General features: G+C 61.0%; 23 protein-coding genes. 19 read left to right on the top strand and 4 right to left on the bottom strand.

The window, feature by feature from the left end; all coding sequences use genetic code 11:
- Positions 1-6 precede the first annotated feature (6 nt).
- Positions 7-825, top strand: coding sequence for a phytanoyl-CoA dioxygenase family protein (locus tag ABLV76_RS23085; protein ID WP_004204030.1), 819 nt, complete (start codon positions 7-9; stop codon positions 823-825).
- Positions 826-847: 22 nt separating this feature from the next.
- Entirely contained in the window at positions 848-1,831 is a 984-nt protein-coding gene (locus ABLV76_RS23080; protein ID WP_025999096.1) for a zinc-dependent alcohol dehydrogenase family protein, read from the top strand.
- Between the two features lie 2 nt (positions 1,832-1,833).
- On the opposite strand, the gene tynA is transcribed toward ABLV76_RS23080, so the two are convergent.
- Positions 1,834-4,101 (bottom strand): primary-amine oxidase, encoded by a 2,268-nt coding sequence (gene tynA, locus ABLV76_RS23075; protein ID WP_348878499.1) that lies wholly within the window; start codon positions 4,099-4,101, stop codon positions 1,834-1,836.
- A gap of 158 nt (positions 4,102-4,259) precedes the next feature.
- Between tynA and ABLV76_RS23070 the strand changes: the two genes are divergently transcribed.
- The gene (locus tag ABLV76_RS23070; RefSeq protein WP_048295800.1) at positions 4,260-4,433 is read left to right on the top strand and encodes a hypothetical protein; all 174 of its coding nucleotides are present in this window, start codon (positions 4,260-4,262) and stop codon (positions 4,431-4,433) included.
- A gap of 417 nt (positions 4,434-4,850) precedes the next feature.
- Here the strand turns inward: ABLV76_RS23070 and paaZ are convergent, their stop codons facing one another.
- Entirely contained in the window at positions 4,851-6,896 is a 2,046-nt protein-coding gene (paaZ, locus tag ABLV76_RS23065) for a phenylacetic acid degradation bifunctional protein PaaZ (RefSeq protein WP_155009206.1), read from the bottom strand.
- A 286-nt stretch (positions 6,897-7,182) separates the two neighbouring features.
- Here paaZ and paaA point away from each other — a divergent pair, with 286 nt between their 5' ends.
- The 14 genes from paaA to ABLV76_RS22995 all read left to right on the top strand — a co-directional run bounded on the left by paaA (position 7,183) and on the right by ABLV76_RS22995 (position 18,816).
- Positions 7,183-8,112 (top strand): 1,2-phenylacetyl-CoA epoxidase subunit PaaA, encoded by a 930-nt coding sequence (paaA, locus tag ABLV76_RS23060; RefSeq protein WP_004176377.1) that lies wholly within the window; start codon positions 7,183-7,185, stop codon positions 8,110-8,112.
- Positions 8,113-8,123: 11 nt separating this feature from the next.
- Positions 8,124-8,411 carry a 1,2-phenylacetyl-CoA epoxidase subunit PaaB gene (gene paaB, locus ABLV76_RS23055; protein ID WP_002902768.1) on the top strand — a complete coding sequence of 96 codons (288 nt, stop codon included), beginning with the start codon at positions 8,124-8,126 and terminating at the stop codon, positions 8,409-8,411.
- A 7-nt stretch (positions 8,412-8,418) separates the two neighbouring features.
- The gene (paaC, locus tag ABLV76_RS23050; RefSeq protein WP_049004383.1) at positions 8,419-9,174 is read left to right on the top strand and encodes a 1,2-phenylacetyl-CoA epoxidase subunit PaaC; all 756 of its coding nucleotides are present in this window, start codon (positions 8,419-8,421) and stop codon (positions 9,172-9,174) included.
- Positions 9,175-9,185: 11 nt separating this feature from the next.
- Positions 9,186-9,683, top strand: coding sequence for a 1,2-phenylacetyl-CoA epoxidase subunit PaaD (gene paaD / locus ABLV76_RS23045; protein WP_004204037.1), 498 nt, complete (start codon positions 9,186-9,188; stop codon positions 9,681-9,683).
- Positions 9,684-9,690: 7 nt separating this feature from the next.
- Complete coding sequence (gene paaE / locus ABLV76_RS23040; protein WP_017898731.1) at positions 9,691-10,761, top strand: 1,2-phenylacetyl-CoA epoxidase subunit PaaE; 1,071 nt, start codon at positions 9,691-9,693, stop codon at positions 10,759-10,761.
- Positions 10,758-11,525, top strand: a complete 768-nt coding sequence (gene paaF, locus ABLV76_RS23035) for a 2,3-dehydroadipyl-CoA hydratase PaaF (protein ID WP_017898730.1) — start codon at positions 10,758-10,760, stop codon at positions 11,523-11,525. Before paaE ends, paaF begins: the two co-directional genes overlap by 4 nt.
- A 2-nt stretch (positions 11,526-11,527) precedes the next feature.
- Positions 11,528-12,316 carry a 2-(1,2-epoxy-1,2-dihydrophenyl)acetyl-CoA isomerase PaaG gene (gene paaG, locus ABLV76_RS23030; protein ID WP_004204040.1) on the top strand — a complete coding sequence of 263 codons (789 nt, stop codon included), beginning with the start codon at positions 11,528-11,530 and terminating at the stop codon, positions 12,314-12,316.
- Positions 12,317-13,741, top strand: coding sequence for a 3-hydroxyacyl-CoA dehydrogenase (locus ABLV76_RS23025; protein WP_348878498.1), 1,425 nt, complete (start codon positions 12,317-12,319; stop codon positions 13,739-13,741).
- Entirely contained in the window at positions 13,731-14,153 is a 423-nt protein-coding gene (paaI, locus tag ABLV76_RS23020) for a hydroxyphenylacetyl-CoA thioesterase PaaI (RefSeq protein ID WP_048294676.1), read from the top strand. Before ABLV76_RS23025 ends, paaI begins: the two co-directional genes overlap by 11 nt.
- Complete coding sequence (gene pcaF / locus ABLV76_RS23015; RefSeq protein ID WP_017898728.1) at positions 14,153-15,358, top strand: 3-oxoadipyl-CoA thiolase; 1,206 nt, start codon at positions 14,153-14,155, stop codon at positions 15,356-15,358. Before paaI ends, pcaF begins: the two co-directional genes overlap by 1 nt.
- A gap of 26 nt (positions 15,359-15,384) precedes the next feature.
- Positions 15,385-16,701: a phenylacetate--CoA ligase PaaK gene (paaK, locus tag ABLV76_RS23010; RefSeq protein ID WP_004204046.1), complete on the top strand. Its 1,317-nt coding sequence runs from the start codon at positions 15,385-15,387 to the stop codon at positions 16,699-16,701.
- Positions 16,702-16,830: 129 nt separating this feature from the next.
- Positions 16,831-17,757, top strand: a complete 927-nt coding sequence (gene paaX, locus ABLV76_RS23005) for a phenylacetic acid degradation operon negative regulatory protein PaaX (protein ID WP_025999095.1) — start codon at positions 16,831-16,833, stop codon at positions 17,755-17,757.
- 9 nt (positions 17,758-17,766) lie between these two features.
- Positions 17,767-18,363: a phenylacetic acid degradation protein PaaY gene (gene paaY / locus ABLV76_RS23000; protein WP_023318114.1), complete on the top strand. Its 597-nt coding sequence runs from the start codon at positions 17,767-17,769 to the stop codon at positions 18,361-18,363.
- Between the two features lie 9 nt (positions 18,364-18,372).
- Positions 18,373-18,816: a GFA family protein gene (locus ABLV76_RS22995; RefSeq protein WP_025999094.1), complete on the top strand. Its 444-nt coding sequence runs from the start codon at positions 18,373-18,375 to the stop codon at positions 18,814-18,816.
- A 3-nt stretch (positions 18,817-18,819) separates the two neighbouring features.
- On the opposite strand, the gene azoR is transcribed toward ABLV76_RS22995, so the two are convergent.
- Positions 18,820-19,425 carry an FMN-dependent NADH-azoreductase gene (gene azoR, locus ABLV76_RS22990; RefSeq protein WP_002902889.1) on the bottom strand — a complete coding sequence of 202 codons (606 nt, stop codon included), beginning with the start codon at positions 19,423-19,425 and terminating at the stop codon, positions 18,820-18,822.
- Positions 19,426-19,628: 203 nt separating this feature from the next.
- Here azoR and hrpA point away from each other — a divergent pair, with 203 nt between their 5' ends.
- Positions 19,629-23,531 (top strand): ATP-dependent RNA helicase HrpA, encoded by a 3,903-nt coding sequence (gene hrpA, locus ABLV76_RS22985; RefSeq protein ID WP_348878497.1) that lies wholly within the window; start codon positions 19,629-19,631, stop codon positions 23,529-23,531.
- 247 nt (positions 23,532-23,778) lie between these two features.
- Positions 23,779-24,555 (top strand): hypothetical protein, encoded by a 777-nt coding sequence (locus tag ABLV76_RS22980; protein WP_348878496.1) that lies wholly within the window; start codon positions 23,779-23,781, stop codon positions 24,553-24,555.
- A gap of 133 nt (positions 24,556-24,688) precedes the next feature.
- Here the strand turns inward: ABLV76_RS22980 and ABLV76_RS22975 are convergent, their stop codons facing one another.
- Positions 24,689-25,348: an O-methyltransferase gene (locus tag ABLV76_RS22975; RefSeq protein ID WP_017898725.1), complete on the bottom strand. Its 660-nt coding sequence runs from the start codon at positions 25,346-25,348 to the stop codon at positions 24,689-24,691.
- Positions 25,349-25,422 lie beyond the last annotated feature (74 nt).

Here is a 25,422-nt window from a genome sequence, read left to right as displayed (position 1 = left end):
CAAGCGATGCACAACCAACACTCTCACCATATCGATCAAGCGACAGTCGACCGCTGGCAGGCGGACGGCGTGGTATTACTGAAGGGCGTTTTTACCCCCTGGGTTGAGCGCCTCGCCGAGGGGGTCACGGCGCTGATGGCCAGCCCCAGCGAATATGGTCATGCGCGCACGGTGATCCCCAAAGATGGTTCGCCGCCTTTTTTTCAGGATTACTGCAACTGGTCGCGGATCCCGGCGTTTAGCGAGTTTGTCTTCCAGTCGGCCGCCGCCGAAATCGCCGCGGCGCTGATGCAGTCGCAGACGGCGAAATTTTTCCATGAGCATACGCTGGTCAAACCCGCCGGGGGCAGCACGGTCACCCCCTGGCATCATGACCAGCCTTACTATTGCGTCTCCGGCCGACAGAACGTCAGCTTCTGGATCCCGCTGGACCCGGTAGCAGAGGCCACCTCGCTGCGCTGCATTCGCGGGTCGCATCGCTGGGAGGCGGAGTACAGTCCCACCCGCTTCAATGGCACCAGGCTCTACGAGCACACCCGGTTCAGCGCGCTGCCGGATATCGACGCCCATGAGGACGAGTACGATATCGTCAGCTGGGCGCTGGAGCCGGGGGATGCGGTGGCCTTCCATTTTCGCACCGTCCATGGCGCCCGCGGCAACCCCGGAGCGCGGGCGCGACGGGTCTTCTCCGCCCGCTGGGTGGGGGATGACGCCGCCTTTGCCGACCGCGGCGGCGTGACGTCGCCGCCGTTCCCCGAGCTGACCCTGCGGGACGGCGACCCGCTGGATTCTCCACTGTTCCCCCAGGTCTGGCCGCCAGCGTAAGCGGCTTCGGACGGGATCTGCTATGATCCCGTCTTTCGTTGTCTGGAGCCAGTCGATGTTCAACGACGCCATTGTTTATGACCGCTACGGGCCGCCGGCCGCGGTGCTAACGCTGAAACGCGCCCCGCTGGCGCCGCTGGCCGGTGGACGGGTGCGGGTCAGGATGCGCTATGCCCCGGTGAATCCTTCAGATCTGATCCCCATCACCGGCGCCTATCGCCACCGTACCCGACTGCCGGCCGTCCCCGGCTACGAAGGCCTTGGCGAGGTGGTCGCCGCGCCATTCGGCAGCCGACTGACCGCGGGCCAGCGGGTGCTGCCCCTGCGCGGGGGCGGCACCTGGCAACGGTTTATCGATCTCGATGAGACCTGGCTGGTGCCGGTTCCCCCGGCGGTGGACGATCTGCTGGCCGCCCGCGGGTATATCAATCCGCTGACTGCGATGCTGATGCTCAGTCGCTGGCCGGTTGCCGGGAAACAGATCGTGCTGACCGCCGCCGCCTCCTCCTGCGCCAGCCTGCTGGGGCAGTGGGCGCTGGCCATGGGCGCCCGTTCGGTAAGCGGGATTATTCGCTCGCCGCAGCATCGGGCGCGTCTGGAGCAGGCCGGGATCTATCCGATCCTCGACGCCGACCGGGCGCTGGTGGAGAAGGTCAGCCAGCACAGCGATCTGGTGTTTGACGCGGTGGGCGGGGAGCTGGGGAACACGCTGTTGTCGGTGCTGCCCGCGTCGTCGACCCTGGTCTCCTACGGCTTATTATCCGGGCGGCCGTTGATCCAGACGCGCGCCAGCGCGGCGGTGCGCAAGTTTCATCTGCGGGAGGCGCTGCCTGGCCTCAGCGTGGCGGCATGGCGGGCGGCGTTCGATGAGATCTGGCAGCGGCTACCGACGACTACGCAACCGCCGGCCCAGCGGGTGGCGGTGAACGACTGGCGCGAGGCGATTGCCGCCGCCGGCCAGCCGGGAAGAGGCGGTAAAATCCTGCTCGATTTCACCGTGGGTTAAGATTACTGTTTCTTCTCGCCGAGGGTCGGCGTTTCGTCAAAGAAGTTCCATGGCTTCAGCAGGGCGTGCGCCCATTCGGTTGGCATGATCGGCCACTCTTCAGCGCGCGCCACGTGGGTGGTGCCGGTGGTGATCCACACCACGTCATCCTGGTGCGTCAGCGACTCATCGTCCTTGGCATACTGGCCTAACCCGGTATCGTGAGCGGAGCGGTTGGGGTATTTGCCTTCCGGATAGCGTTCGCTCGGGTGGTAGCGCGTCACCCACAGCTGTTTATCCATAAAGCTCAGACGATGGTAGATCCACTCGTCGGGGGCGAACTTAGCGCCGGTCGCCGCCGGATGGGTGCCGCCAGCGTAAGGGATGATCTGGTAAGAGACTGGGTTACCCATGCGGTTCTCTTTGCTGGTGTTGCTCAGCAGGCGAATCGTACCCGGGTCGAATTTCTGCGCCGCTTTCTGTTCGCTGTCAATCGTGTACTGATTCACCTGCATGGTGCTGGTGCGCGGGCCGCCGGCGGTGTTGGGCTTCACCTCCGGGTCCATCGCCACCAGAGTGTTGTTTTCGCCGTCCACGTCGAGGTCGAGGCGGAAGTTATAGATATGCTGGTGGGTGGTGCCGACAATATTATGGTCGATCAGCGTTCCGTAGCGGGTATCTTCTTTGGCGCTCGGGTCGTGCATGGTTTTCGCCAGCACGCCTTTCACCGCCTCAATCCCGGTGGCGCCGGCGTCGATGCCGATGGTGCCGTTGTCGTGGAATACCCAGTCAAAGATATAGTCGTAGTTGCCGACGGTGCTGATCCAGCGCACCACCAGCTCCCGGCGCTCGGTACTGACGTTGGGCTTGCCCATCTCCAGGTGCTTATATTCCGGCCCGGCGTAGCGCTCGAATATGGCGACGGCGTGCGGGATGGTGGTCGGCGCGCCGGTGTAGTCGGCGATGGTTTCATCCAGCAGCACCGCATTCGACGGCGCGTCTTTGCCGCGTACAATCGGCGAGGTCAGGGTGCCCATGCCGTAATCGCCGGAGTCCAGATAGGCTTTGAAATACCAGCCGACGTCCGGGTCACCGTAGGGGACGATCATCCCGCCGAGCGAACCTTCATACATTACCTGGCGTTTTTTGCCGTTATCGTTGTAGGTCACCGTCGAGAGGATTGGCCCGACGCGCGAGTTAAGACGCAGATGGAAATCCCAGTTCCGCCAGTGAATGGTATCCCCGGTAATGGTATAGTTTTTGCCTTCCGGTTCAGTAATATCCAGCGGTTTCACCGCCGGGGCGTTGCGGTCGCGGCCATCGTACGGACGCGGTTCCATCGGCACCGGAATCACCGGGCCTTCCTCGATTTTGATGATTTTCTTTGCTTCCAGGTCGACCACCGCCACCAGGTTTTCAATCGGGTGCGCCCAGTAGTTGCCGTCGCCGGTATCGAGATAGCTGACCACCTTCAGCAGACGCGCATCCTGCTGCAGGCCATCTTTGCCATCGAAGTAGCCGACGGTGAGCGGGGTGGTGACCACCTTGCCAGGATCGGTAATACCGTGTTTTTTCAGCACCGCCGCGAATTCGCTGCTGGCGTTGATGATGTTCTGCACGCTGGCGAAATCATCGAGCAGCACCATGCCGTGCGCGCCTTTGATCGGCGTCCATGAGAGGATTTTTTTGTTTTGCAGATCGACGACGGCTTCAATGACATGTTTGCCATCCAGCATCACCACATCGGCAGTGCGTGGCGCATCCACCGGCGTGCCCTGCAGGGCAAAGGCCCATACCGCGGCTTTATCCGGCTCGTGCAGGGAAATTTCGGTAAAGCGGGTATTGGGCTGGAACTCCGGCGCGGCTTTAACAATGGTCACCGCTTCGTTGATTTCCGCCGCCGAGAGCGAGTTTAACGGGTGAGGGCGTTTTTCCACCTGGAAGGTCTGGTCGAGACCGGACTGGAACACGTCGTTGATAAAGGTATCGGAGACCCAGGCTTTACCTTCCTTCATCACCACCGGCACCGGCAGATCAAGGGGTTTACCGTTGACGATCGCGGTTTTGGCGCCGGGCTTCACTTTGACGTAAGCGCCATCTTTTACCAGGGTAAACATTTGCGCATAGTCATCCCACTGCACGTCAGCGCCGAACGCCTCCAGCGTTTTATCCAGCGGTACCATGTGGGCTTCGCTACCGTGAGCGAAGACCGGTGATTGCCAGGCGCAAACCACCGCGACAGCGAGAGCCAGTGCGGTTTTACGCGGGGAAAATTTCAAGCCGTTTGCCATTGTGACCTCATCTTATTGTTGTGTTGTCTTATGCCGCTGCGAATGTCGGCTTTGTCACCCTTAAGCTACCAGCCCGCGGCGCCGTAGCGTTTGTTTGCTCTTGCCAGGTTATTTGTCAGTTTTGCCAGAGGGACGTAAAAAATGCCTCCGCAGAGGCATTGAGCACGAGCGCCGATTTTTTTGCCGGGTGGCGGCTAACGCCTTACCCGGCCTACAGCCCCAAATCACTGCTGGCGCTAGCGCTGGGGCCGCTGAAACTGCCGGTGCTGGCGGCCTCAAAATCGCTGAGACGTTCCCGGCAGGCCGGGGCAGCCCGCATGGATGCGGGCTGAGGGCCGTGTTTTGCATGGACGCTACCTCGGCCCGACCCGAAGCCTGCAGGGATAAGTCGAAGGGACCGCGCAGCGGCGATTTTGCTGGCCGGAGCCCGGGGGTACAGGGGGCGGCGGCGACTGGCCGCCCCCTGTGCGCTCCCTGCGCCACGGAAAACAGAATGAAGAAAAATTAACCGGGAGCGCAATGTGCGCTGAAGCCACAGATAACATAAAGAACCACACTTCAGTACTTCCCCTCACCCTGACCCTCTACCGGAGGGAGAAGGAACTGTCCGGTAGCTGTTTTCGTCCCCTGCGCCTTGAGATAAATCACACAGAACAAACGTTTTCCCGGGGCGAAACCGTTGCAAACCGATTGCAGAAGCAATAGCTCAAGGACCGGCCAACAGCGCGCCAGCGGTCTATTTTCCGCCATTACGCCGGGAAATCCCCCTGCTGGCGCGCCACCAGGGTGAGAATGGAATACAGCGCCACCGCCTGCTGGTGCTGGTTGAAAATCTCCACCGCCCATTCCACCACGCCGGTGGCTTTCTCCTCAGCGCTGCGCTGCCGCTTGACCGTTTTCCGCTTACAGGTCAGACGCACATGGATGGTGTCTCCCGGCTTGACCGGTTCAATAAAGCGCAGGTTTTCCATCCCGTAGTTGGCGATAACTGGCCCGACGCCGGCATCGACGAACAGACCGGCCGCCGCGGAGATCAGGAAATAACCGTGAACCACCCGCTCGCCGAAAATCGACTCGGCGGCGGCGATTTTGTCCATGTGGGCGTAGAAATGGTCGCCGCTCAGGCAGGCGAAGTTAACGATATCCGCTTCGGTCAGTGTCCGGCGCGGGGTCAGCAAACTGTCGCCGGGCTGGATCTCTTCGAAATATTTGCGAAACGGGTGAATGCGATCTTCGCTCACCTGGGCGCCGCGTACCCACTGCTGGCCGATGGTCGCCAGCATCGTTGGGCTGCCCTGGACGGCGGTGCGCTGCATATAGTGTTTCACCGAACGCAGTCCGCCTAGCTCCTCTCCGCCGCCGGCGCGGCCGGGGCCGCCGTGCACCAGCTGCGGCAGCGGCGAACCGTGGCCGGTTGATTCTGCGGAGGATGCTTCGTTCAGGATCTGAATACGGCCATGCGCGCGGGCGGCGCCGAGGATAAACTCCCGCGCCAGTTCGCCGCTGGCGGTAACCAGCGTCCCCGCCAGGCTGCCGCCGCCGGCGCGTGCCAGCGTCAGCGCATGCTGGCGGTCCTGGTAGGGCATCAGGGTCGCCACCGGGCCAAAGGCTTCAATGGCGTGAACCGCCGGGGTTTCATCCGGCTGCGCGCAGTAGAGCAGCGTCGGCGGGAAAAAGGCTCCGGCCGCGCTGAGGTCCGCCTGTCCGCCAAGCAGCGCTTCGCAGCCGGCGGCAATCAGTTTATTGACGCTCTCCTGTACGTCCCGACGCTGCTCGTGATTAACCAGCGCCCCCATCTTAATCCCTTCCTGCGCCGGGTCGCCGACGGTCACTTTATGCAGGCGGGCGATCAGCGCATCGCTAACCGCATTGATCTGCGCCAGCGGGACGATGATGCGGCGGATAGCGGTACATTTTTGTCCGGCTTTCGCCGTCATCTCGCGGACCACTTCCCGGATAAACAGCGCGAACTCCGGTTGCTCCGGCGTGACGTCTTCGCCTAACACACAGCAGTTGAGCGAATCCGCTTCCATGGTAAAGGGAATCGATTTGGCCACCAGGTTGGGGTGCGACCGCAGCTGCTGGCCGGTGGCGGCAGAGCCGGTAAAGGTCACCACGTCCTGGCTATCGAGGTGGTCGAGCAGATCGCCCGCGCCGCCGCAAATCAGGCTGATGGCGCCCTCCGGCACCAGGCCGCTGTCGACAATCGCTTTCACCATTGCCTGGGTGAGCTGGGCGGTAGCGGTTGCCGGTTTAATGATAGCTGGCATACCGGCCAGCCACGTGGGGGCCAGTTTTTCCAGCATTCCCCAGCAGGGAAAGTTGAAGGCGTTGATATGGACGGCGACGCCTGATTTTGAGGTCAGCACGTGACGGGCGGCAAAACCGCCCTGTTTTGAGAGCGGGATCAGCTCGTCTTCCGGCCACAGGATATCGTCCGGCAGTTCGCGACTGCCCAGCCCGGCATAGGTGAAAAGGGTACCGATACCGCCTTCAATATCCACCCAACTGTCGGCGCGGGTGGCGCCGGTTTGCGCCGAGATGGCGTAGAACTGGTCTTTCTGCGCCAGCAATTGTTTCGCCACCGCTTTTAACATCGCGCTGCGTTCAATAAAGGTCATGGCTTGCAGCGCCTTACCGCCGCGCTCAATCGCGAAGCGGCGCGCCTGCGCCATATCCAGACCTTCACTGGTCACCTCCCACAGCGCCGCGCCGGTGATGGCGTGATGAATAGTACGGGCGCGGCCCCGGCCGGTCTGCCAGGCGCCGGATAAGTAGCTGGCTAACTGCTGCATCGCAAATCTCCAAATGTGTTACGTGTGATATCTATAAATAGTTCTTTTATGAATCATAAAATGCAAGCCCGTATTTAATAAATTATTAACATTGTGATCGCGATGGCGTTACACCTTATGCTTAACTTACTGTATTTATTGTGGTTTTCAAAAGGTTTTGCGGAGATCATCACAAAAAGAGCAAACAAAATTTGTGGTTTCATTTAACCAATATGTAACCTTCAATAAACAAAGTGATTCACATAAATGTTTTTGTTGTGAATATCGGAATCATAAAGGTGATGACGTGACAGAAGAACAACGCTTTGACCAGCGCATCGCGCAGGAAACGGCCATCGAACCGCAGGACTGGATGCCGGATGCCTACCGTAAGACCTTGATTCGGCAGATAGGCCAGCACGCGCACTCGGAGATCGTCGGCATGCTGCCGGAAGGCAACTGGATCACCCGCGCGCCAACCCTGCGCCGCAAAGCGATCCTGTTGGCTAAGGTACAGGATGAGGCTGGACACGGGCTGTATCTCTATAGCGCCGCGGAAACCCTTGGCTGCGCGCGGGAAGACCTGTATCAGAAGATGCTCGACGGGCAGATGAAATACTCCTCCATTTTTAACTACCCGACGCTGAGCTGGGCGGATATCGGCGTGATCGGCTGGCTGGTGGATGGCGCGGCTATCGTCAACCAGGTGGCGCTGTGCCGGACCTCCTACGGGCCCTATGCCCGGGCGATGGTCAAAATCTGCAAAGAAGAAAGCTTTCACCAGCGCCAGGGATTCGAAGCCTGCATGGCGCTGGCGCAGGGCAATGACGCGCAGCGGCAAATGCTGCAGGACGCCATCAATCGTTTCTGGTGGCCAGCGCTGATGATGTTTGGCCCCAACGACGACAACTCGCCAAACAGCGCCCGCAGCATGGCGTGGAAAATCAAACTGCACTCCAACGACGAGCTGCGTCAACGCTTCGTCGACAACACCGTGCCGCAGGTGGAGATCCTCGGCATGACCGTCCCGGACCCGGATTTGCAGTTTGATGAAGCCAGCGGCCACTACCGCTTCGGCGAAATCGACTGGCAGGAATTTAACGAGGTGATTAGCGGCCGTGGGATTTGCAATCACGAACGCCTGGCCGCCAAGCGTAAGGCCTGGGAAGAGGGCGAATGGGTGCGCGAAGCCGCGCTGGCCCATGCGCAAAAACAGCAGGCCCGCAGCGCGGCATAAGGAGAGACAACATGAGCAAAGTTTACTGGCCGTTATATGAAGTGTTCGTTCGCAGCAAACAGGGGCTTTCCCATCGTCACGTCGGCAGCCTGCATGCCGCCGACGATCAAATGGCGCTGGAAAACGCCCGCGACGCCTACACCCGCCGCAGCGAAGGCTGCTCCATTTGGGTGGTGAAGGCCAGCGAAATCGTTGCTTCGCAGCCGGAAGATCGCGGCGAATTCTTCGACCCGGCGGAAAGCAAAGTCTACCGCCATCCGACTTTCTATACCGTGCCGGACGGCATGGAACATATGTGAGGCGGCGATGAATAACCCGAATCCCGTCGCCACCTACGCTCTGCGTCTTGGCGACAACGGCCTGGTGCTGGCCCAGCGTTTAGGCGCCTGGTGCGGCCATGCCCCGGAGTTGGAGATCGATCTGGCATTGGCCAACATCGGCCTCGACCTGCTTGGCCAGGCGCGCAACTTTTTAAGCTATGCCGCCGAGCTTAACGGCTGCGGCGACGAAGATACCCTGGCCTTCGGCCGCGATGAGCGCCAGTTCAGCAACCTGCTGCTGGTGGAGCAGCCCAACGGCAATTTTGCCGACACCATCGCCCGCCAGTTCTTTATCGACGTCTGGCACGTCGCCCTGTACAGCCGGCTGGTGAACAGCCGCGACGCGCAGCTGGCGGCCATTGCCGCTAAAGGGCTGAAAGAGGTGCGTTACCACCAGCGCTTTAGCCGCGGCTGGCTGGAGCGTCTCGGTAACGGCACCGAATTATCAAATCGCAAAATGCAGCAGGCGGTCGACAATCTGTGGCGCTTCACCGGCGAACTGTTCCTTGCCGATGACCTGGAGCTCAGCCTGGCCGGGCAGGGCATTGCGGTTGATCCGCGCGAGCTTCAGGCCGAATGGCAAAGCACCGTGCATACCGCGCTGCTTGATTCAGGCTTATCGATCCCGCAGGAAGCGGCCTTCCGCAGCGGCGGCAAACAGGGGCTGCACAGTGAACATCTCGGCCCGCTACTGGCGGAGATGCAATATCTGCAGCGTTCGCATCCCGGCCTGCAGTGGTAAGGGAGGGGAAGATGCAACGTTTAGATGACATCGCTCCCGCCGAGGTGCGCGCTATCTGGGGATTGTTAAGCGCGATCCCGGACCCGGAAGTGCCGGTGCTGACCATCACCGATCTCGGCATGGTGCGCAGCGTCGCGCGCCACGGCGACGGCTGGGTGATTGGCTTTACCCCGACTTATTCGGGCTGTCCGGCGACGGAGCATCTGCTGGGGGAGATCCGCGCGGTGATGAGCGAGCATGGTTATCTGCCGGTACATATCGTCCTGCAGCTGGACCCGCCCTGGACCACCGACTGGATGAGTCAGGATGCCCGCGAGCGCCTGCGCCAGTACGGCATCAGCCCGCCGCAGGGGCACGCCTGCCATGCGGATATGCCCGCCGAGGTGAGCTGTCCACGCTGCGGCAGCACCCATACCTCGCTGCTTAGTGAATTCGGTTCCACGGCCTGCAAAGCGCTCTATCGCTGCGACAGCTGCCGGGAACCTTTTGATTACTTTAAATGTATTTGAGGTTGCCATGACGACGTTCCATTCGCTTAAGGTGGCGAGAGTCGAGCCGGAAACCCGCGATGCGGTGACCATCACTTTTGCGATCCCGCAAGCCCTGCAGGCGGAATACTGTTTTCGCCCGGGCCAGCATCTGACGCTAAAAGCCCGTCTGGGCGGTGAAGAGCTGCGCCGCTGTTACTCCATCTGCCGCAGCCGCACGCCGGGAGAGATCAGCGTCGCGATCAAAGCCATCGACGGCGGACGCTTCTCGCGCTACGCCCAGCACGATATCCAGCAGGGGATGGAGCTGGAGGTGATGGTGCCGCAGGGGCATTTCGGCTATCAGCCGCAGGCCGAGCGGCAGGGCGACTATCTGGCGATTGCCGCCGGCTCCGGGATCACGCCGATGATGGCGATCGTTAGCGCCACCCTGGCCACCGAGCCGTACAGTCGCTTCACGCTGATCTACGGTAACCGCAGCAGCCACAGCATGATGTTCCGCCAGGCGCTAGCCGATTTAAAAGACCGCTATCCGCAGCGCCTGCAGGTGATACATCTGTTCAGCCAGGAGTCGATGGACAGCGATCTTTTACAGGGGCGCATTGACGGCGACAAACTGCGCCAGCTCGCTGACCATCTGCTGGATTTCAGCCGTTTCGACGAGGCCTTTATCTGCGGTCCGGCGACGATGATGGACGAGGCGGAAGCAACGTTACGTGAACTTGGCGTAGCGGAGAAATCGATTCATCTCGAACGCTTCAATACGCCGGGCGGCAGCGTTAAGCGCGCCGCCGGGGTGCAGGCGGAGGGACGCACGGTCACCATCCGCCAGGACGGGCGCGATCGGCTGATCGCCCTCAGCGCCGAAGACGACAGCATCCTGGATGCCGCATTGCGTCAGGGGGCAGACCTGCCGTTTGCCTGCAAGGGCGGGGTGTGCGCCACCTGTAAATGCAAAGTGCTGCGCGGCGAAGTGGCGATGGCCGCCAACTATAGCCTCGAAGCGGATGAGCTGGCGGCGGGTTATGTACTGAGCTGCCAGGCGCTGCCCACCAGCGGCGACGTAGTTGTCGACTTTGACGCGCGGGGGATGGCATGAGCGAGCTGCTGATCCACCGCCATGGCCGGGTGCTGCAGCTGACGCTCAACCGTCCGCAGGCCCGCAATGCACTGAACAATGCCTTATTAACCCAGATTGCCGAGGCGCTGGAGGTCGCGGCCGCTGATAACCGCGTCAGCGTCTGCGTCATCAGCGGTAACCCGCGCTTCTTTGCCGCCGGGGCCGACCTGAATGAGATGGCGGAGAAAGATCTCCCGGCGACCCTGGACGATATCCGCCCGCGGCTGTGGGCGCGTATCGATGCCTTCCCCAAACCGCTGATCGCCTCGGTCAACGGCTACGCCCTCGGAGCCGGCTGCGAGCTGGCCCTGCTGTGCGATCTGATTGTCGCCGGGGACAACGCCCGCTTTGGCCTGCCGGAAATTACCCTCGGCATAATGCCGGGCGCTGGCGGCACCCAGCGGCTGATCCGCAGCGTTGGCAAGGCGCTGGCCAGCCGGATGGTGCTGAGCGGCGAGAGTATTGACGCCCGTCAGGCGCAGCAGGCCGGGCTGGTGAGCGATGTCCATCCGGCGGCGTTAACCGATGAGTATGCCCTGCAACTGGCGACCACCATCGCCCGCCATGCGCCGCTGGCGCTGCGGGCGGCGAAACAGTCGCTGCGCCTGTCGCAGGAAGTGAGCCTGCAGGCCGGTCTCCAGCAGGAGCGCCAGCTGTTCAGCCTGCTGAGCGCCACCGAAGACCGCCGCGAAGGCATCGACGCCTTCTTACAAAAACGTAACCCGGACTTTAAAGGACGCTAATCGTGGAAGCTTTCATTCTCAGCGCAGTGGAACAGGGCGTCATGACCATCACTCTCAATCGCCCGGACCGCCTCAACAGTTTTAACGATCGGATGCATCAGCAGCTGGCGGAATGTCTGAAGCAGGCCGAGCGCGACGACGGCGTGCGTTGCCTGCTGATCACCGGCGCCGGCCGCGGCTTTTGCGCCGGCCAGGATCTGAATGACCGCAACGTCGACCCCAGTGGGCCGCCGCCGGATCTCGGCCTGTCGGTGGAACGCTTTTACAACCCGTTAGTGCGCCGTCTGGCGGCGCTGCCGAAACCGGTTATCTGCGCGGTCAACGGCGTAGCCGCTGGCGCAGGCGCCACCCTGGCGCTGGGCTGCGATATCGTGCTGGCCGCGCGTTCGGCCAAGTTTGTGATGGCGTTCAGCAAGCTCGGGCTGGTGCCGGACTGCGGCGGCAGCTGGTTCCTGCCGCGGGTGGCTGGCCGCGCGCGCGCGATGGGGCTGGCGCTGCTGGGCGACAGCCTCAGCGCGGAACAGGCCGCGCAGTGGGGGATTATCTGGCAACTGGTGGACGATGCCGAACTGGCGGATACCAGTCTGCAGCTGGCGCGCCATCTGGCGGCCCAGCCGACGTTTGGTCTTGGGCTGATTAAAAAGGCGCTGCTGGCGGCGGAAACCAACAGTCTCGACGCGCAGCTGGATCTGGAGCGCGATTATCAGCGCCTCGCCGGGCGCAGCGATGATTACCGCGAAGGGGTCAGCGCGTTTCTGGCCAAACGGCCACCACAGTTCAGCGGGAAATAGATGATGACGACATCCTTAGCCAACGTGGCGGTGATCGGCAGCGGCACCATGGGGGCCGGCATCGCCGAAGTGGCCGCTGCCGCAGGACATCCGGTGCGTATTTTTGATATTAACCCTAAGGCTGTAGGCCAGGCGATTGAGGGCATCGCCGGGCGTCTGGCGTCGCGCGTTGCGCGCGGCAAACTGGCCCCTGAGCAGGCCGACGCGCTGCTGGCGCGGCTGCATCCGGCCCACGATTTAGCCGCGCTGGCCGACGCAGATTTAGTGATCGAAGCGGCCTCTGAACGGCTGGAGGTGAAAGCGGCGCTGTTCGCGCAGCTGGCGGCGATCTGCTCGCCGTCAACATTGCTGACCAGCAACACCTCGTCGATTTCGATTACCGCCATCGCCGCCGGGGTCAAAAACCCGGAGCGGGTGGCCGGGCTGCACTTTTTTAATCCGGCGCCGGTGATGAAGCTGGTCGAGGTGGTGAGCGGCCTGGCGACGTCTGCGGAAGTGGTGGAGCTGCTGTGCCAGTGCGTGAGCGGCTGGGGGAAACGGCCGGTTCGCTGCCGCTCGACGCCCGGCTTTATCGTTAACCGCGTGGCGCGTCCGTTCTATGCTGAAGCCTGGCGGGCGCTGGAGGAGCAGGTGGCCGCCCCGGAGGTTATCGATGCCGCTTTGCGTGACGGCGGCGGCTTCCCGATGGGACCCCTGGCGCTGACGGACCTGATTGGCCAGGACGTCAACTTCGCCGTGACCTGCTCGGTATTTAACGCCTTCTGGCAGGACCGGCGTTACCTGCCATCGCTCCTGCAGCAGGAGCTGGCGCTGGCCGGGCGATTGGGGAAAAAGAGCGGTCACGGCGTCTATCGCTGGCCTGCGGAGACGCAGCCGGAGGTGACGCTGCCGCCGGTCGCCACTGGCGCGCAATCCGTGATGACGGTAAGTGACAGTGTCACCGAGCTGGACGAGCTTTTGTTGCTGGAGACCGAAGGCGAAACCGCCCTGGCGCTGAGCGTTAAGCATCGTCGTCCGGTGGTGGTGTATGACCTGTGCGCCAGCGATACGGTGGTGCTGGCCGCCGCGGCGACCAACGCGCCGGCGGCGACGGACAAAGCGGTGCACTATTTCCAGCAGCAGGGCAAGAAAGTGCTGCGCATCGCCGATTATCCCGGCCTGCTGGTGTGGCGCACGGTGGCGATGCTGGTTAACGAAGCGCTGGACGCACTGCAGAAAGGGGTGGCCAGCGCGCAGGATATCGATACCGCCATGCGTCTTGGCGTCAACTACCCGCAGGGCCCGCTGGCGTGGGGGGAAAGCCTCGGCTGGCGCCGCGTGCTGCGCCTGCTGGAGAACCTGCATCACCATTATGGCGAGGAGCGCTATCGCCCCGGTTCCCTGTTGCGCCAGAAGGCGCTAATGGAGAAGCACCATGAGCAATGATCCGTGGCGCAACGCGCGCGCGATGTACGAAAAAGATACCTGCGCCAGAAAGATGGGGATCGAACTTATCGAAATGGACGATGGTTTTGCGCAGATGACCATGACCGTCTCGCCGGACATGCTTAACGGCCATCAAACCTGTCACGGCGGTCAGCTATTTACCCTTGCCGATACCGCTTTCGCCTACGCCTGTAACAGCCAGGGGCTGGCGGCGGTGGCTTCGGCGGCCAGCATTGATTTCCTTCGCCCGGCGTTTGCCGGGGACCGGCTGGTCGCCACCGCCCGAGTCAAACAGCAGGGCAAGCTGACCGGGGTCTACGACATTGAAATTGTTAATCAACAGCAAAAAATTGTGGCCCTGTTTCGCGGCAAATCGCACCGCATCGGCGGCACAATCACAGGAGAAGTCTAATGCGCGAGGCCTTTATTTGTGACGGGATCCGCACGCCGATTGGCCGCTACGGCGGCGCGCTGGCCAGCGTGCGCGCCGACGACCTGGCGGCGATCCCGCTGCGGGCGCTGCTGAGCCGCAACCCCAGGCTTGACCCGACCGCGATCGATGACGTGATTTACGGCTGCGCGAATCAGGCGGGCGAAGATAACCGCAATGTGGCGCATATGGCGACGCTGTTGGCCGGTTTCCCGCATACCGTACCGGGCACCACGATTAACCGTCTATGTGGGTCTGGTCTGGATGCGATCGGCTTTGCCGCCAGAGCGATCAAAGCCGGCGATGCCGATCTGCTGATTGCCGGCGGCGTGGAGTCGATGTCGCGCGCGCCGTTTGTGATGGGGAAGGCCAGCGCGCCGTATCAGCGTCAGGCGGAGCTGTTTGACACCACCATTGGCTGGCGTTTTGTGAACCCGCTCATGGCGCAACACTTCGGAACTGACAGCATGCCGGAAACGGCCGAGAATGTAGCTGAATTGTTAAATATTAGCCGCGCCGATCAGGATGCTTTCGCCTGGCGCAGCCAGCAGCGCACGGCGCAGGCCCAGCGCGATGGCATTCTGGCGCAGGAGATCGTGCCGGTGCAGATTGTCGGCCGGAAAGGGGCGGTCAGCGATGTGCGCGAGGACGAGCATCCGCGCCCGGAAACCACGCTTGAGCAGCTGGCGCAACTGAAAGCGCCGTTCCGTCAGGGCGGCGTCATTACCGCGGGCAATGCTTCCGGCGTCAACGATGGCGCCGCGGCGCTGATCGTCGCCAGCGAACAGCAGGCTGCTATCCAGGGGCTCACGCCGCGCGCGCGTATCGTGGCGATGGCGACGGCAGGGGTCGAACCGCGGCTGATGGGGCTGGGGCCGGTACCGGCGGTGCGTAAAGTGCTGGAGCGGGCGGGACTCAATATCCACGATATGGATCTGATTGAGCTGAATGAGGCCTTCGCCGCCCAGGCCCTGGGCGTGCTCAGACAGCTTGGCGTGCCGGACGATGCGGCGCATGTGAATCCCAACGGCGGCGCCATCGCGTTAGGCCATCCGCTGGGCATGAGCGGCGCGCGTCTGGCGCTGAGCGCCAGCCTTGAGCTGCAGCGCCGCGGCGGGCGCTATGCGTTGTGTACGATGTGTATTGGCGTGGGTCAGGGCATCGCCATGATCCTCGAGCGAGTGTGAGCTAATTTACCTGCGAGTACCCTACAATGATAACTACTACAAAATTAGATCCGATTGAAACCGCCTCGCGTGATGAGCTGCAGGCCCTGCAAACCCAACGGCTGAAGTGGACCCTGAATCATGCGTATAACAATGTGCCGATGTATCGTCGCAAATTCGACGCCGCCGGCGTGCACCCTGACGACTTTCGCGAACTGAGCGACCTGACCAAATTCCCGTGCACCACCAAACAGGATCTGCGCGACAACTATCCCTTCGATACCTTCGCGGTGCCGATGGAGCAGGTGGTGCGCATTCACGCCTCTTCCGGGACCACCGGCAAACCGACGGTGGTGGGCTACACGCAGAACGATATTGATAACTGGGCCAATATCGTCGCCCGTTCGCTGCGCGCCGCCGGCGGCACGGCGAAAGATAAAATTCACGTCGCCTACGGCTATGGCCTGTTCACCGGCGGCCTTGGCGCGCACTACGGCGCGGAACGCTTAGGCGCGACGGTGATCCCGATGTCCGGCGGACAGACCGAAAAACAGGCGCAGCTGATCCGTGATTTCAAGCCGGATATGATCATGGTGACGCCGTCCTACTGTCTGAATCTGATTGAAGAGCTGGAGCGCCAGATGGACGGCGATGCCCGCGGCTGTTCATTACGCGTCGGCGTCTTTGGCGCCGAGCCGTGGACCCTGGCGATGCGCGCGGAGATCGAGCGCCGGCTGGGGATCACCGCCCTGGACATATACGGTCTGTCGGAGGTGATGGGCCCGGGGGTGGCGATGGAGTGTCTGGAGACTGTTGACGGCCCGACCATCTGGGAAGACCACTTCTTCCCGGAAATCGTTAACCCGGACGACGGCACGCCGCTGGCCGATGGCGAACACGGCGAACTGCTGTTCACCACGTTGACCAAAGAGGCGCTGCCGGTGATCCGCTATCGTACCCGCGATCTGACGCGCCTGCTGCCGGGCACCGCCCGCACCATGCGCCGTATGGACCGCATCAGCGGACGCAGCGACGATATGCTGATCATCCGCGGGGTTAACGTCTTCCCGTCGCAGCTGGAAGAGGAGATCCTTAAGTTTGAACATCTGGCGCCGCACTACCAGCTGGAGGTCAATCGCCGCGGCCATCTTGATTCGCTGGCGGTGCGCGTGGAGCTGAAAGAGAGCGGGCTGGCGCTGAGTCACGAGCAGCGCTGCCAGATTTGTCACCAGTTGCGCCACCGCATCAAGTCGATGGTCGGGATCTCCACCGATATCACTATCGTCAACTGCGGCAGCATTCCGCGCTCTGAAGGCAAAGCCTGTCGGGTATTTGATCTGCGTAAAGCGGTTGTCAGCGGTTAAACCTCTCCCCTGTGGCGCTGCGCTGACCGGGGCTACGCGGTTAGCCCGGCTGAGGCCTTTACGCCCTCAGCCGGGGAAATTCCTGTGCTATGATTCATAAAGGAAAAATATAACAACAGCATGAATCAGATGAGTAAACTCGACGCCTTTATTCAACAAGCCGTGACGGCGACGCCGATCAGCGGCACGTCATTGATCGCCTCGCTGTATGGCGACGCCTTATTACAACGCGGTGGGGAAGTGTGGCTGGGCAGCGTCGCGGCGCTGCTGGAAGGATTAGGCTTCGGCGAGCGCTTCGTCCGCACCGCGCTGTTTCGCCTCAATAAAGAAGAGTGGCTTGATGTCGTCCGTATCGGCCGCCGCAGCTTCTATCGTCTGAGCGACAAAGGGCTGCGCCTGACCCGTCGTGCGGAACATAAAATTTATCGCGCGAACGCCCCGGAATGGGATGGTACCTGGCTGCTGTTGCTCTCGGAAGGCCTGGAAAAAAATGTGCTGGCCGACGTCAAAAAGCAGCTGCTGTGGCAGGGATTTGGCGCGCTGGCGCCGAGCCTGTTAGCCTCGCCGTCGCAAAAGCTGGCGGATGTCCAGTCGCTGCTCCACGAAGCAGGCGTCGCCGAAAACGTCATCTGTTTTGAAGCCCACTCGCCGCTGGCGCTCTCCCGGGCGGCGCTGCGCAGCCGGGTAGAGGAGTGCTGGCATCTCACCGAACAAAACGAGATGTATGAATCGTTCATCTCGCTATTCCGGCCGATACTGCCGCTGCTCCGTGACTGCGACCCCGCAGAGTTAACGCCGGAGCGCAGCTTTCAGATCCAGCTCCTGCTGATTCATTTCTATCGCCGGGTGGTGCTCAAAGATCCGCTGCTGCCGGAAGAGCTGCTGCCGGCGCACTGGGCGGGGCAAACCGCCCGCCAGCTATGTATCAATATTTACCAACGGGTGAGTCCCGGCGCGCTGGCGTTCGTCAGCGAGAAAGGTGAAAGCTCGGTTGGCGAGCTTCCCGCGCCGGGCCCGCTCTATTATCAGCGCTTTGGCGGTTTGCCGGGCGCATAAGGAGGTTGCATGCCGATTTATCAGATTGATGGACTGACCCCGGTGGTGCCGGAGGAGAGTTACGTCCACCCGACCGCGGTGTTGATTGGCGACGTGATCCTCGGTAAAGGGGTCTATGTTGGGCCCAACGCCAGCCTGCGCGGCGATTTTGGCCGCATCGTGGTCAAAGACGGGGCCAATATACAGGACAACTGCGTGATGCACGGCTTCCCAGGCCAGGATACGGTGGTGGAAGAGGAGGGTCATATCGGCCACGGCGCTATTCTGCACGGCTGCGTAATTGGCCGCAACGCGCTGGTGGGCATGAGCGCGGTGATTATCGACGGGGCGACTATCGGCGAAAACAGCATTGTCGGCGCCTCGGCCTTCGTCAAAGCCAACGCCGAGATGCCCGCCAACCATCTGATTATCGGCAGCCCGGCAAAAGCGATTCGCGCCCTGAGCGAACAGGAGCTGGCGTGGAAAAAGCACGGTACCCGTGAATACCAGGTGCTGGTGGAACGCTGTAAGCAGACGCTGCACCAGGTTGAGCCATTACGGGAAGTGGAAGACGGGCGTAAGCGGCTGGAGTTTGATGAAAACCTGCGGCCAAAATCCTCCACCTGAGGGGTAAATATAATGGCAGAGAAATTATCCGCTCACTGTCACTGCGGTGCGGTGGCCTTTACCGTTGAGCTCAGCGACGGCTTCAACACCGTTCGGCGCTGTAACTGTTCATATTGTCGAATGCGTGGGGCGGTCGCGGTCTCTTCGCCGCGTTCAGGAATCGATGTGGTACGCGGCAGGGATAAGCTCACAGAGTATCGCTTTAATACAGGGGAAGCCGTGCACTTTTTCTGCTCGGTATGCGGGATCTACACCTTTCATCAACGGCGATCAAACCCACAGCAGTATGGGGTGAATGTGGCCTGCATTGACGGCGTTTCACCTTTCGATTTTCCTTGCGTGGAAGTCAACGACGGCGTGAATCATCCAAAAGATGGCGGCGGAGGCGTGGTGGGGTATTTGCGCTACGAGAAAAAGCAAAAATCTCCTCCCGCAGGAAGCGAGAGGAGTTAACTATTAGGCTGCAACCACGCTGTCGATGGCCGCTTTCGCGTCAGACTGCGCTTTGGCCGCGACTTCCGGGCCGTAAGCGATACCTTCGGCGAACACGAAGTTCACGTCGGTGATGCCGATGAAGCCGAGGAAGGTGGACAGGTACGGGGTGACCAGGTCGGTCGGGGTATCTTTATGGATACCGCCGCGGCTGGTCACGACGACCGCGCGTTTACCGGTCACCAGACCTTCCGGCCCTTTTTCGGTGTAGCGGAAGGTCACGCCGGCGCGAGCCACCAGGTCGAAATAGTTTTTCAACTGCGTCGGGATGTTGAAGTTGTACATCGGCGCAGCGATAACAATCACATCGTTGCCTTTCAGTTCAGCGATCAGCTCGTCGGAAAGGGCCAGCGCTTCCTGCTGACGCGGAGTCAGCGGCGCGTCGCTCGGACGCAGGGCGCCAACTAGTTCACCATCCAGAACCGGGATCGGATTAGCGGCCAGGTCACGCACGGTGATCTCGTCGCCCGGGTGTTTTTCCTGCCATTGTTCAACAAAATAGTCGGAAAGCTGACCAGATTGTGAGTACCCTGCCAGAATACTGGATTTCAGAACTAATACTTTGCTCATGGGTGTTTCCTTTTTTAATGTGATTGACGGGTCAGTGCCCTGGTGCTTGATGACACTGTATTCACAATCGCGCCACAGAGATAGCGCAATATATCGAATCCTAAGTTCAGATTTTTTGAACAAGGCATGAGTGGCGCAGATGTGGTACTCTAAGGCAATACTTCAAAAGAGATTTTCCCGGCAGAGCTCTGCCCGATAACGCTATGACAGAACAACAAAAAATCACCTTCCCCCAGCTTTATCAACAGCTCGACGGCCTGATGCTGCGCGACAAAACGCGCTTTGCCCGCCGTCTGCACGGCGTGAAGAAGGTTAAAAATCCTGAATCGCAACAGGCCATCCTTCAGGAGATGGCGCAGGAGATAAGCCAGGCAGCCAGTAAAGTCCTGCTGCGCGAAGCGGCGCGTCCGGCCATCACCTATCCGGAAAATCTGCCGGTTAGCCAGAAAAAACAAGAAATTCTCGAGGCGGTACGCGATCACCAGGTGGTGATTGTCGCCGGGGAGACCGGTTCGGGTAAAACCACCCAGCTGCCAAAAATCTGCATGGAGCTGGGCCGCGGGCTGAAAGGGCTAATCGGCCATACCCAGCCGCGCCGTCTGGCCGCGCGAACCGTGGCCAACCGTATCGCCGAGGAGCTGCAAACGGAGCCGGGCGGCTGTATCGGCTATAAGGTCCGCTTTAGCGATCACGTCAGCGACAACACCATGGTCAAGCTGATGACCGACGGTATTCTGCTGGCGGAGATCCAGCAGGATCGCCTGCTGATGCAGTACGACACCATCATTATCGATGAAGCGCACGAGCGCAGCCTGAACATTGACTTCCTGCTCGGCTATCTGAAAGAGCTGCTGCCGCGCCGTCCTGACCTGAAAATCATCATCACCTCGGCGACCATCGACCCGGAACGTTTCTCAAAGCATTTCAATAATGCGCCGATTATCGAAGTCTCCGGGCGGACTTACCCGGTGGAAGTGCGCTATCGGCCGATAGTGGAAGAGGCGGACGATACCGAGCGCGATCAGCTGCAGGCGATCTTTGATGCCGTCGATGAGCTCGGGCGCGAAGGACCCGGCGATATTCTGATCTTTATGAGCGGCGAGCGGGAGATTCGCGATACCGCCGATGCGCTGAATAAGCTGGATCTGCGCCATACCGAAGTGCTGCCGCTGTACGCTCGCTTGTCCAACAGCGAGCAGAACCGCGTCTTCCAGCCGCACAGTGGACGACGCATCGTGCTGGCGACCAACGTGGCGGAAACCTCGCTGACCGTACCGGGCATTAAGTACGTTATCGATCCCGGTACCGCCCGTATCAGCCGCTACAGCTACCGCACCAAGGTGCAGCGCCTGCCGATCGAGCCAGTTTCCCAGGCGTCCGCCAACCAGCGTAAAGGCCGCTGCGGTCGCGTCTCGGAAGGGATCTGTATTCGTCTTTATTCAGAAGACGATTTCCTGTCGCGCCCGGAATTTACCGATCCGGAAATTCTGCGCACCAACCTGGCGTCGGTCATCCTGCAGATGACCGCCCTGGGCTTAGGCGATATCGCCGCCTTCCCGTTCGTTGAAGCGCCGGATAAGCGCAACATTCAGGACGGCGTGCGCCTGCTGGAAGAGCTGGGCGCCATCACCACCGATGAGCAGGCCACCGCCTACAAGCTGACCCCGATGGGCCGTCAGCTTAGCCAGTTGCCGGTAGACCCGCGTCTGGCGCGGATGGTGCTGGAGGCGCAGAAGCACGGCTGCGTGCGAGAAGCGATGATCATCACCTCCGCGCTGTCGATTCAGGATCCGCGCGAGCGGCCGATGGACAAACAGCAGGCCTCTGACGAAAAACACCGCCGCTTTCACGATAAAGAGTCTGACTTCCTCGCCTTTGTGAACCTGTGGAACTATCTCGGCGAACAGCAGAAAGCCCTGTCGTCGAATCAGTTCCGCCGTCAGTGCCGGGTCGATTATCTGAACTATCTGCGCGTGCGCGAGTGGCAGGATATCTATACCCAGCTGCGCCAGGTGGTGAAGGAGCTTGGCCTGCCGATCAACAGCGAGCCAGCGGAATATCGCGAGATCCATACCGCGCTGCTGACCGGTCTGCTGTCGCACATCGGCATGAAGGATGCCGATAAACAGGAGTTTACCGGGGCGCGCAACGCCCGCTTTTCCATTTTCCCGGGGTCCGGTCTGTTTAAAAAGCCGCCGAAGTGGACGATGGTGGCGGAACTGGTGGAGACCAGCCGGCTGTGGGGCCGCATTGCCGCCCGCATTGAGCCGGAGTGGGTGGAGCCGGTAGCGCAGCACCTGATCAAACGCTCATATAGCGAGCCGCACTGGGAGCGGGCGCAGGGCGCGGTGATGGCGACGGAAAAGGTCACCGTCTACGGCCTGCCGATCGTGGGCGCGCGTAAGGTCAACTACAGCCAGATCGATCCGGCGCTGTGCCGCGAGCTGTTTATCCGCCACGCGCTGGTGGAGGGCGACTGGCAAACGCGCCACGCCTTCTTCCGGGAGAACCTGAAGCTGCGGGCGGAAATCGAAGAGCTGGAGCATAAGTCGCGCCGCCGCGACATTTTGGTGGACGACGAGACCCTGTTCGAATTCTACGACCAGCGCATCAGCCACGACGTCATCTCCGCCCGCCACTTCGACAGCTGGTGGAAGCAGGCCAGCAAAGAGACGCCGGATCTGCTCAACTTTGAGAAGAGCATGCTGATTAAGGAAGGGGCGGAGCAGGTTAGCAAGCTGGACTATCCGAACTTCTGGCATCAGGGCAACCTTAAGCTGCGGCTTAGCTATCAGTTTGAGCCGGGCGCCGACGCCGACGGCGTGACGGTGCATATTCCGCTGCCGCTGCTGAACCAGGTGGAGGAGGCTGGGTTTGAATGGCAGATCCCCGGCCTGCGTCGTGAGCTGATTATCGCGCTGATAAAATCGCTGCCGAAGCCGGTGCGGCGCAATTTTGTCCCGGCTCCCAACTATGCGGAAGCGTTTCTTGGCCGGGCGACGCCGCTTGAGCTGCCGCTGCTCGATTCCCTGGAGCGCGAGCTGCGTAAGATGACCGGCGTGACCATCGACCGCGAAGCCTGGCAGTGGGATCAGGTGCCCGATCACCTGAAAATCACTTTCCGGGTGGTGGATGATAAAAACAAGAAGCTGCAGGAAGGGCGCTCGCTGCAGGCGCTGAAAGAGGCGCTGAAGGGCAAAGTTCAGGAGACGCTGTCGGCGGTCGCTGATGATGGCATCGAGCAGAGCGGGCTGCATATCTGGAGCTTTGGCACCCTGGCGGAAAGCTATGAACAGAAGCGCGGCAACTATAAGGTGAAAGCCTGGCCGGCGCTGGTGGACGAGCGCGACAGCGTGGCCATCAAGCTGTTTGATAATCCACAGGAACAGCAGCAGGCCATGTGGCGCGGTCTGCGTCGCCTGCTGCTGCTTAACATTCCGTCGCCGATTAAGTATCTGCACGAGAAACTGCCGAACAAAGCCAAGCTCGGGCTCTATTTCAACCCGTACGGCAAAGTGCTGGATCTGATTGACGACTGCATCTCCTGCGGCGTGGATAAGCTTATCGACGAGGCGGGCGGTCCGGTATGGACGGAAGAGGGCTTCAACCAGCTGCACGATAAAGTTCGCGCCGAGCTCAACGAGACGGTGGTAGAGATCGCCAAACAGGTCGAGCAGATCCTCACTGCGGTGTTCAATATCAACAAACGGCTGAAAGGCCGGGTGGATATGACCATGGCGCTGGGGCTGTCGGACATCAAAGCGCAGATGGCGGGGCTGGTTTACCGCGGCTTTGTCACCAGCAACGGCTTCCGTCGTCTTGGCGATACGCTGCGCTACCTGCAGGCGATTGAAAAGCGCCTGGAGAAGATGGCTATCGATCCGCACCGCGACCGCGCGCAGATGCTGAAAATTGAGAGCGTGCAGCAGGCGTGGCAGCAGTGGCTGAATAAGCTACCGCCGAACCGCCGTGAGGACGACGATGTCCGGGAGATCCGCTGGATGATCGAGGAGCTGCGGGTGAGCTTCTTCGCCCAGCAGCTGGGGACCCCGTACCCCATCTCGGACAAGCGTGTCCTGCAGGCGATGGAGCAGGTGACGCCGTAATCCCACCCTTTTCCCTGCCCGGCGGCGCAGTGCTTGCCGGGCAGGGGAAACCCGGGGGCGGTCGCGAAGCCGTACCCGATTATCTCCCCGCCCTGATGCTTCCCCGCCGAATGAAAAATGAACGGAATCTGAAAATCGACCTGCCGGCTTGGGTCATCGGCCGTCTTCGCGTATTTTTAGCCTCGTTTCGCAGGAAAACCAGAACACGGAGTCTATTTTTACCCTTCTTGATATGGACAAATTCCTCATGCTGGCGCTGGCTATCCTTGTGATGCCCGCGTGTAAACCCTTCGTTGACGCTTCCTCCTGCGATGAAACACAGCGGGCGATCAACGATGCGAACTTTTTTATTTTGACCTCCCTTCCGCCGCTGAACGGCGAAGTGCAGAGCGTGCAAATCGTCGGCAGCCAGAATAACGAATATGGCGCCCTTCGTTTCGCGCGATGCCGCCGGCTGGCAAGCTATGAGCGGGCAAAAGACCTTAACACCGCACATGGCGCAACGATCGTCAGAGATAATGTTCGCTGGCGAAATGATAAAGGATGGATGCGGGAATATATCCGGCAGACCCGGAGCGCGACGGGAAATATCAGCAAGATGGTGATGCGCGAACAGTTTTATACCGATTCTCTCGGGCGGATTGTGCGCGCCGAAAATGTGTCCGCGACGCAGCAACCGCCCAAAGTCCTGCATACGACCACCTATCAGTATGACGACCGGCACCGCCTGGTCCGTAAAACGGTCAACGGCGGTATGATGGTCATGCTTGCTGTCGATTACCGCTATACGGATGGGCGCCTTAGCCGCATGGCTGACTCGGACTCCACCTCGACGCTGCGTTGGGATGAAAAAGGGCGCTGGATATCCCGGGAAACGACCTCAACGTATAGTGGAGCACGCCAGGCCCGTTGTTTAGGGTGGGATCACCAGGGGAACTGTACCGCGGAGTATGGCGAGCAGCCTGCAGCAGGGGCAATGAAAGATCAGTCTCTGCACTACCAGTATACCTATTATCCTCGATGATCCTCCGCGGCAGAAAGCCCTGCGGGCCCGGCAGCATAGGTTCATGCAGGCTGGTGCTGCCGGGCAGGAGAGCGGGGTTTCTCCCTCTCTCTGGGGGAGAGGGCCGGGGTGAGGGCATCAGGCCGCCCGGATCTCAGCCATTCACCAGCGCCAGCGTAAAGCCATCCCATCCCTTAATGCCCACCGTCTGCAGCGCGGTGGCGGTGAGCCGCGGGTTATCGCCGATCATCTCGATAAACCGACGCACGCCCTGCACACGCGCGTCATCGCTTTGCCCATTAATCACCTCGCCATCGCGCACCACGTTATCGCCCACGATCAGCGTCCCGGGGCGGGAATAGTGCAGCGCCCACTCCAGATAGTGAGGATTATTAGGTTTATCGGCATCAATAAAGATCAGGTCGAATGGCGGCGTGTTCGCCAAATTTTCCAGCGTGTTCAGCGCGGGTCCTTCAATAAGCTCAATGCGCTCGTTTAGCCCGGCGAGGCGGATATTCTGGCGCGCCACCCCCGCATGCGTCGGGTCGGCCTCGAGGGTAATCAGCTTTCCGTCGGCGGGCAGCGCACGCGCCATCCAGATGGCGCTATAGGCGCCGAGCGTGCCAATTTCAAGGATCCGCCGCGCCTGGGTCATGCGCACCAACAGCGCCAGAAATTGCCCCTGATTGGCCGCAACATCATGTTCAGGTAGCCCGGCGCGTTTGTTGTTTTCCAGAACCTGTCTCAGCACGTCATCATCAGGAATAAGCGAAGAAATCATGTAATTATCGACAGCAGACCACTGTTGTTGCATAGATTAACTCCCTGGTGGTAGTAGTGGACGGGTGGCGCAACGCTATCCCGGCCTGAATACTGGCTTCCGCGCTC

The organism is Klebsiella sp. GB_Kp047, from assembly GCF_040065235.1.
GTDB lineage: Bacteria > Pseudomonadota > Gammaproteobacteria > Enterobacterales > Enterobacteriaceae > Klebsiella > Klebsiella quasipneumoniae.
The sequence above is the reverse complement of the archived record's forward strand: the minus strand, read 5'-3'. Positions and strand labels throughout refer to the sequence as shown.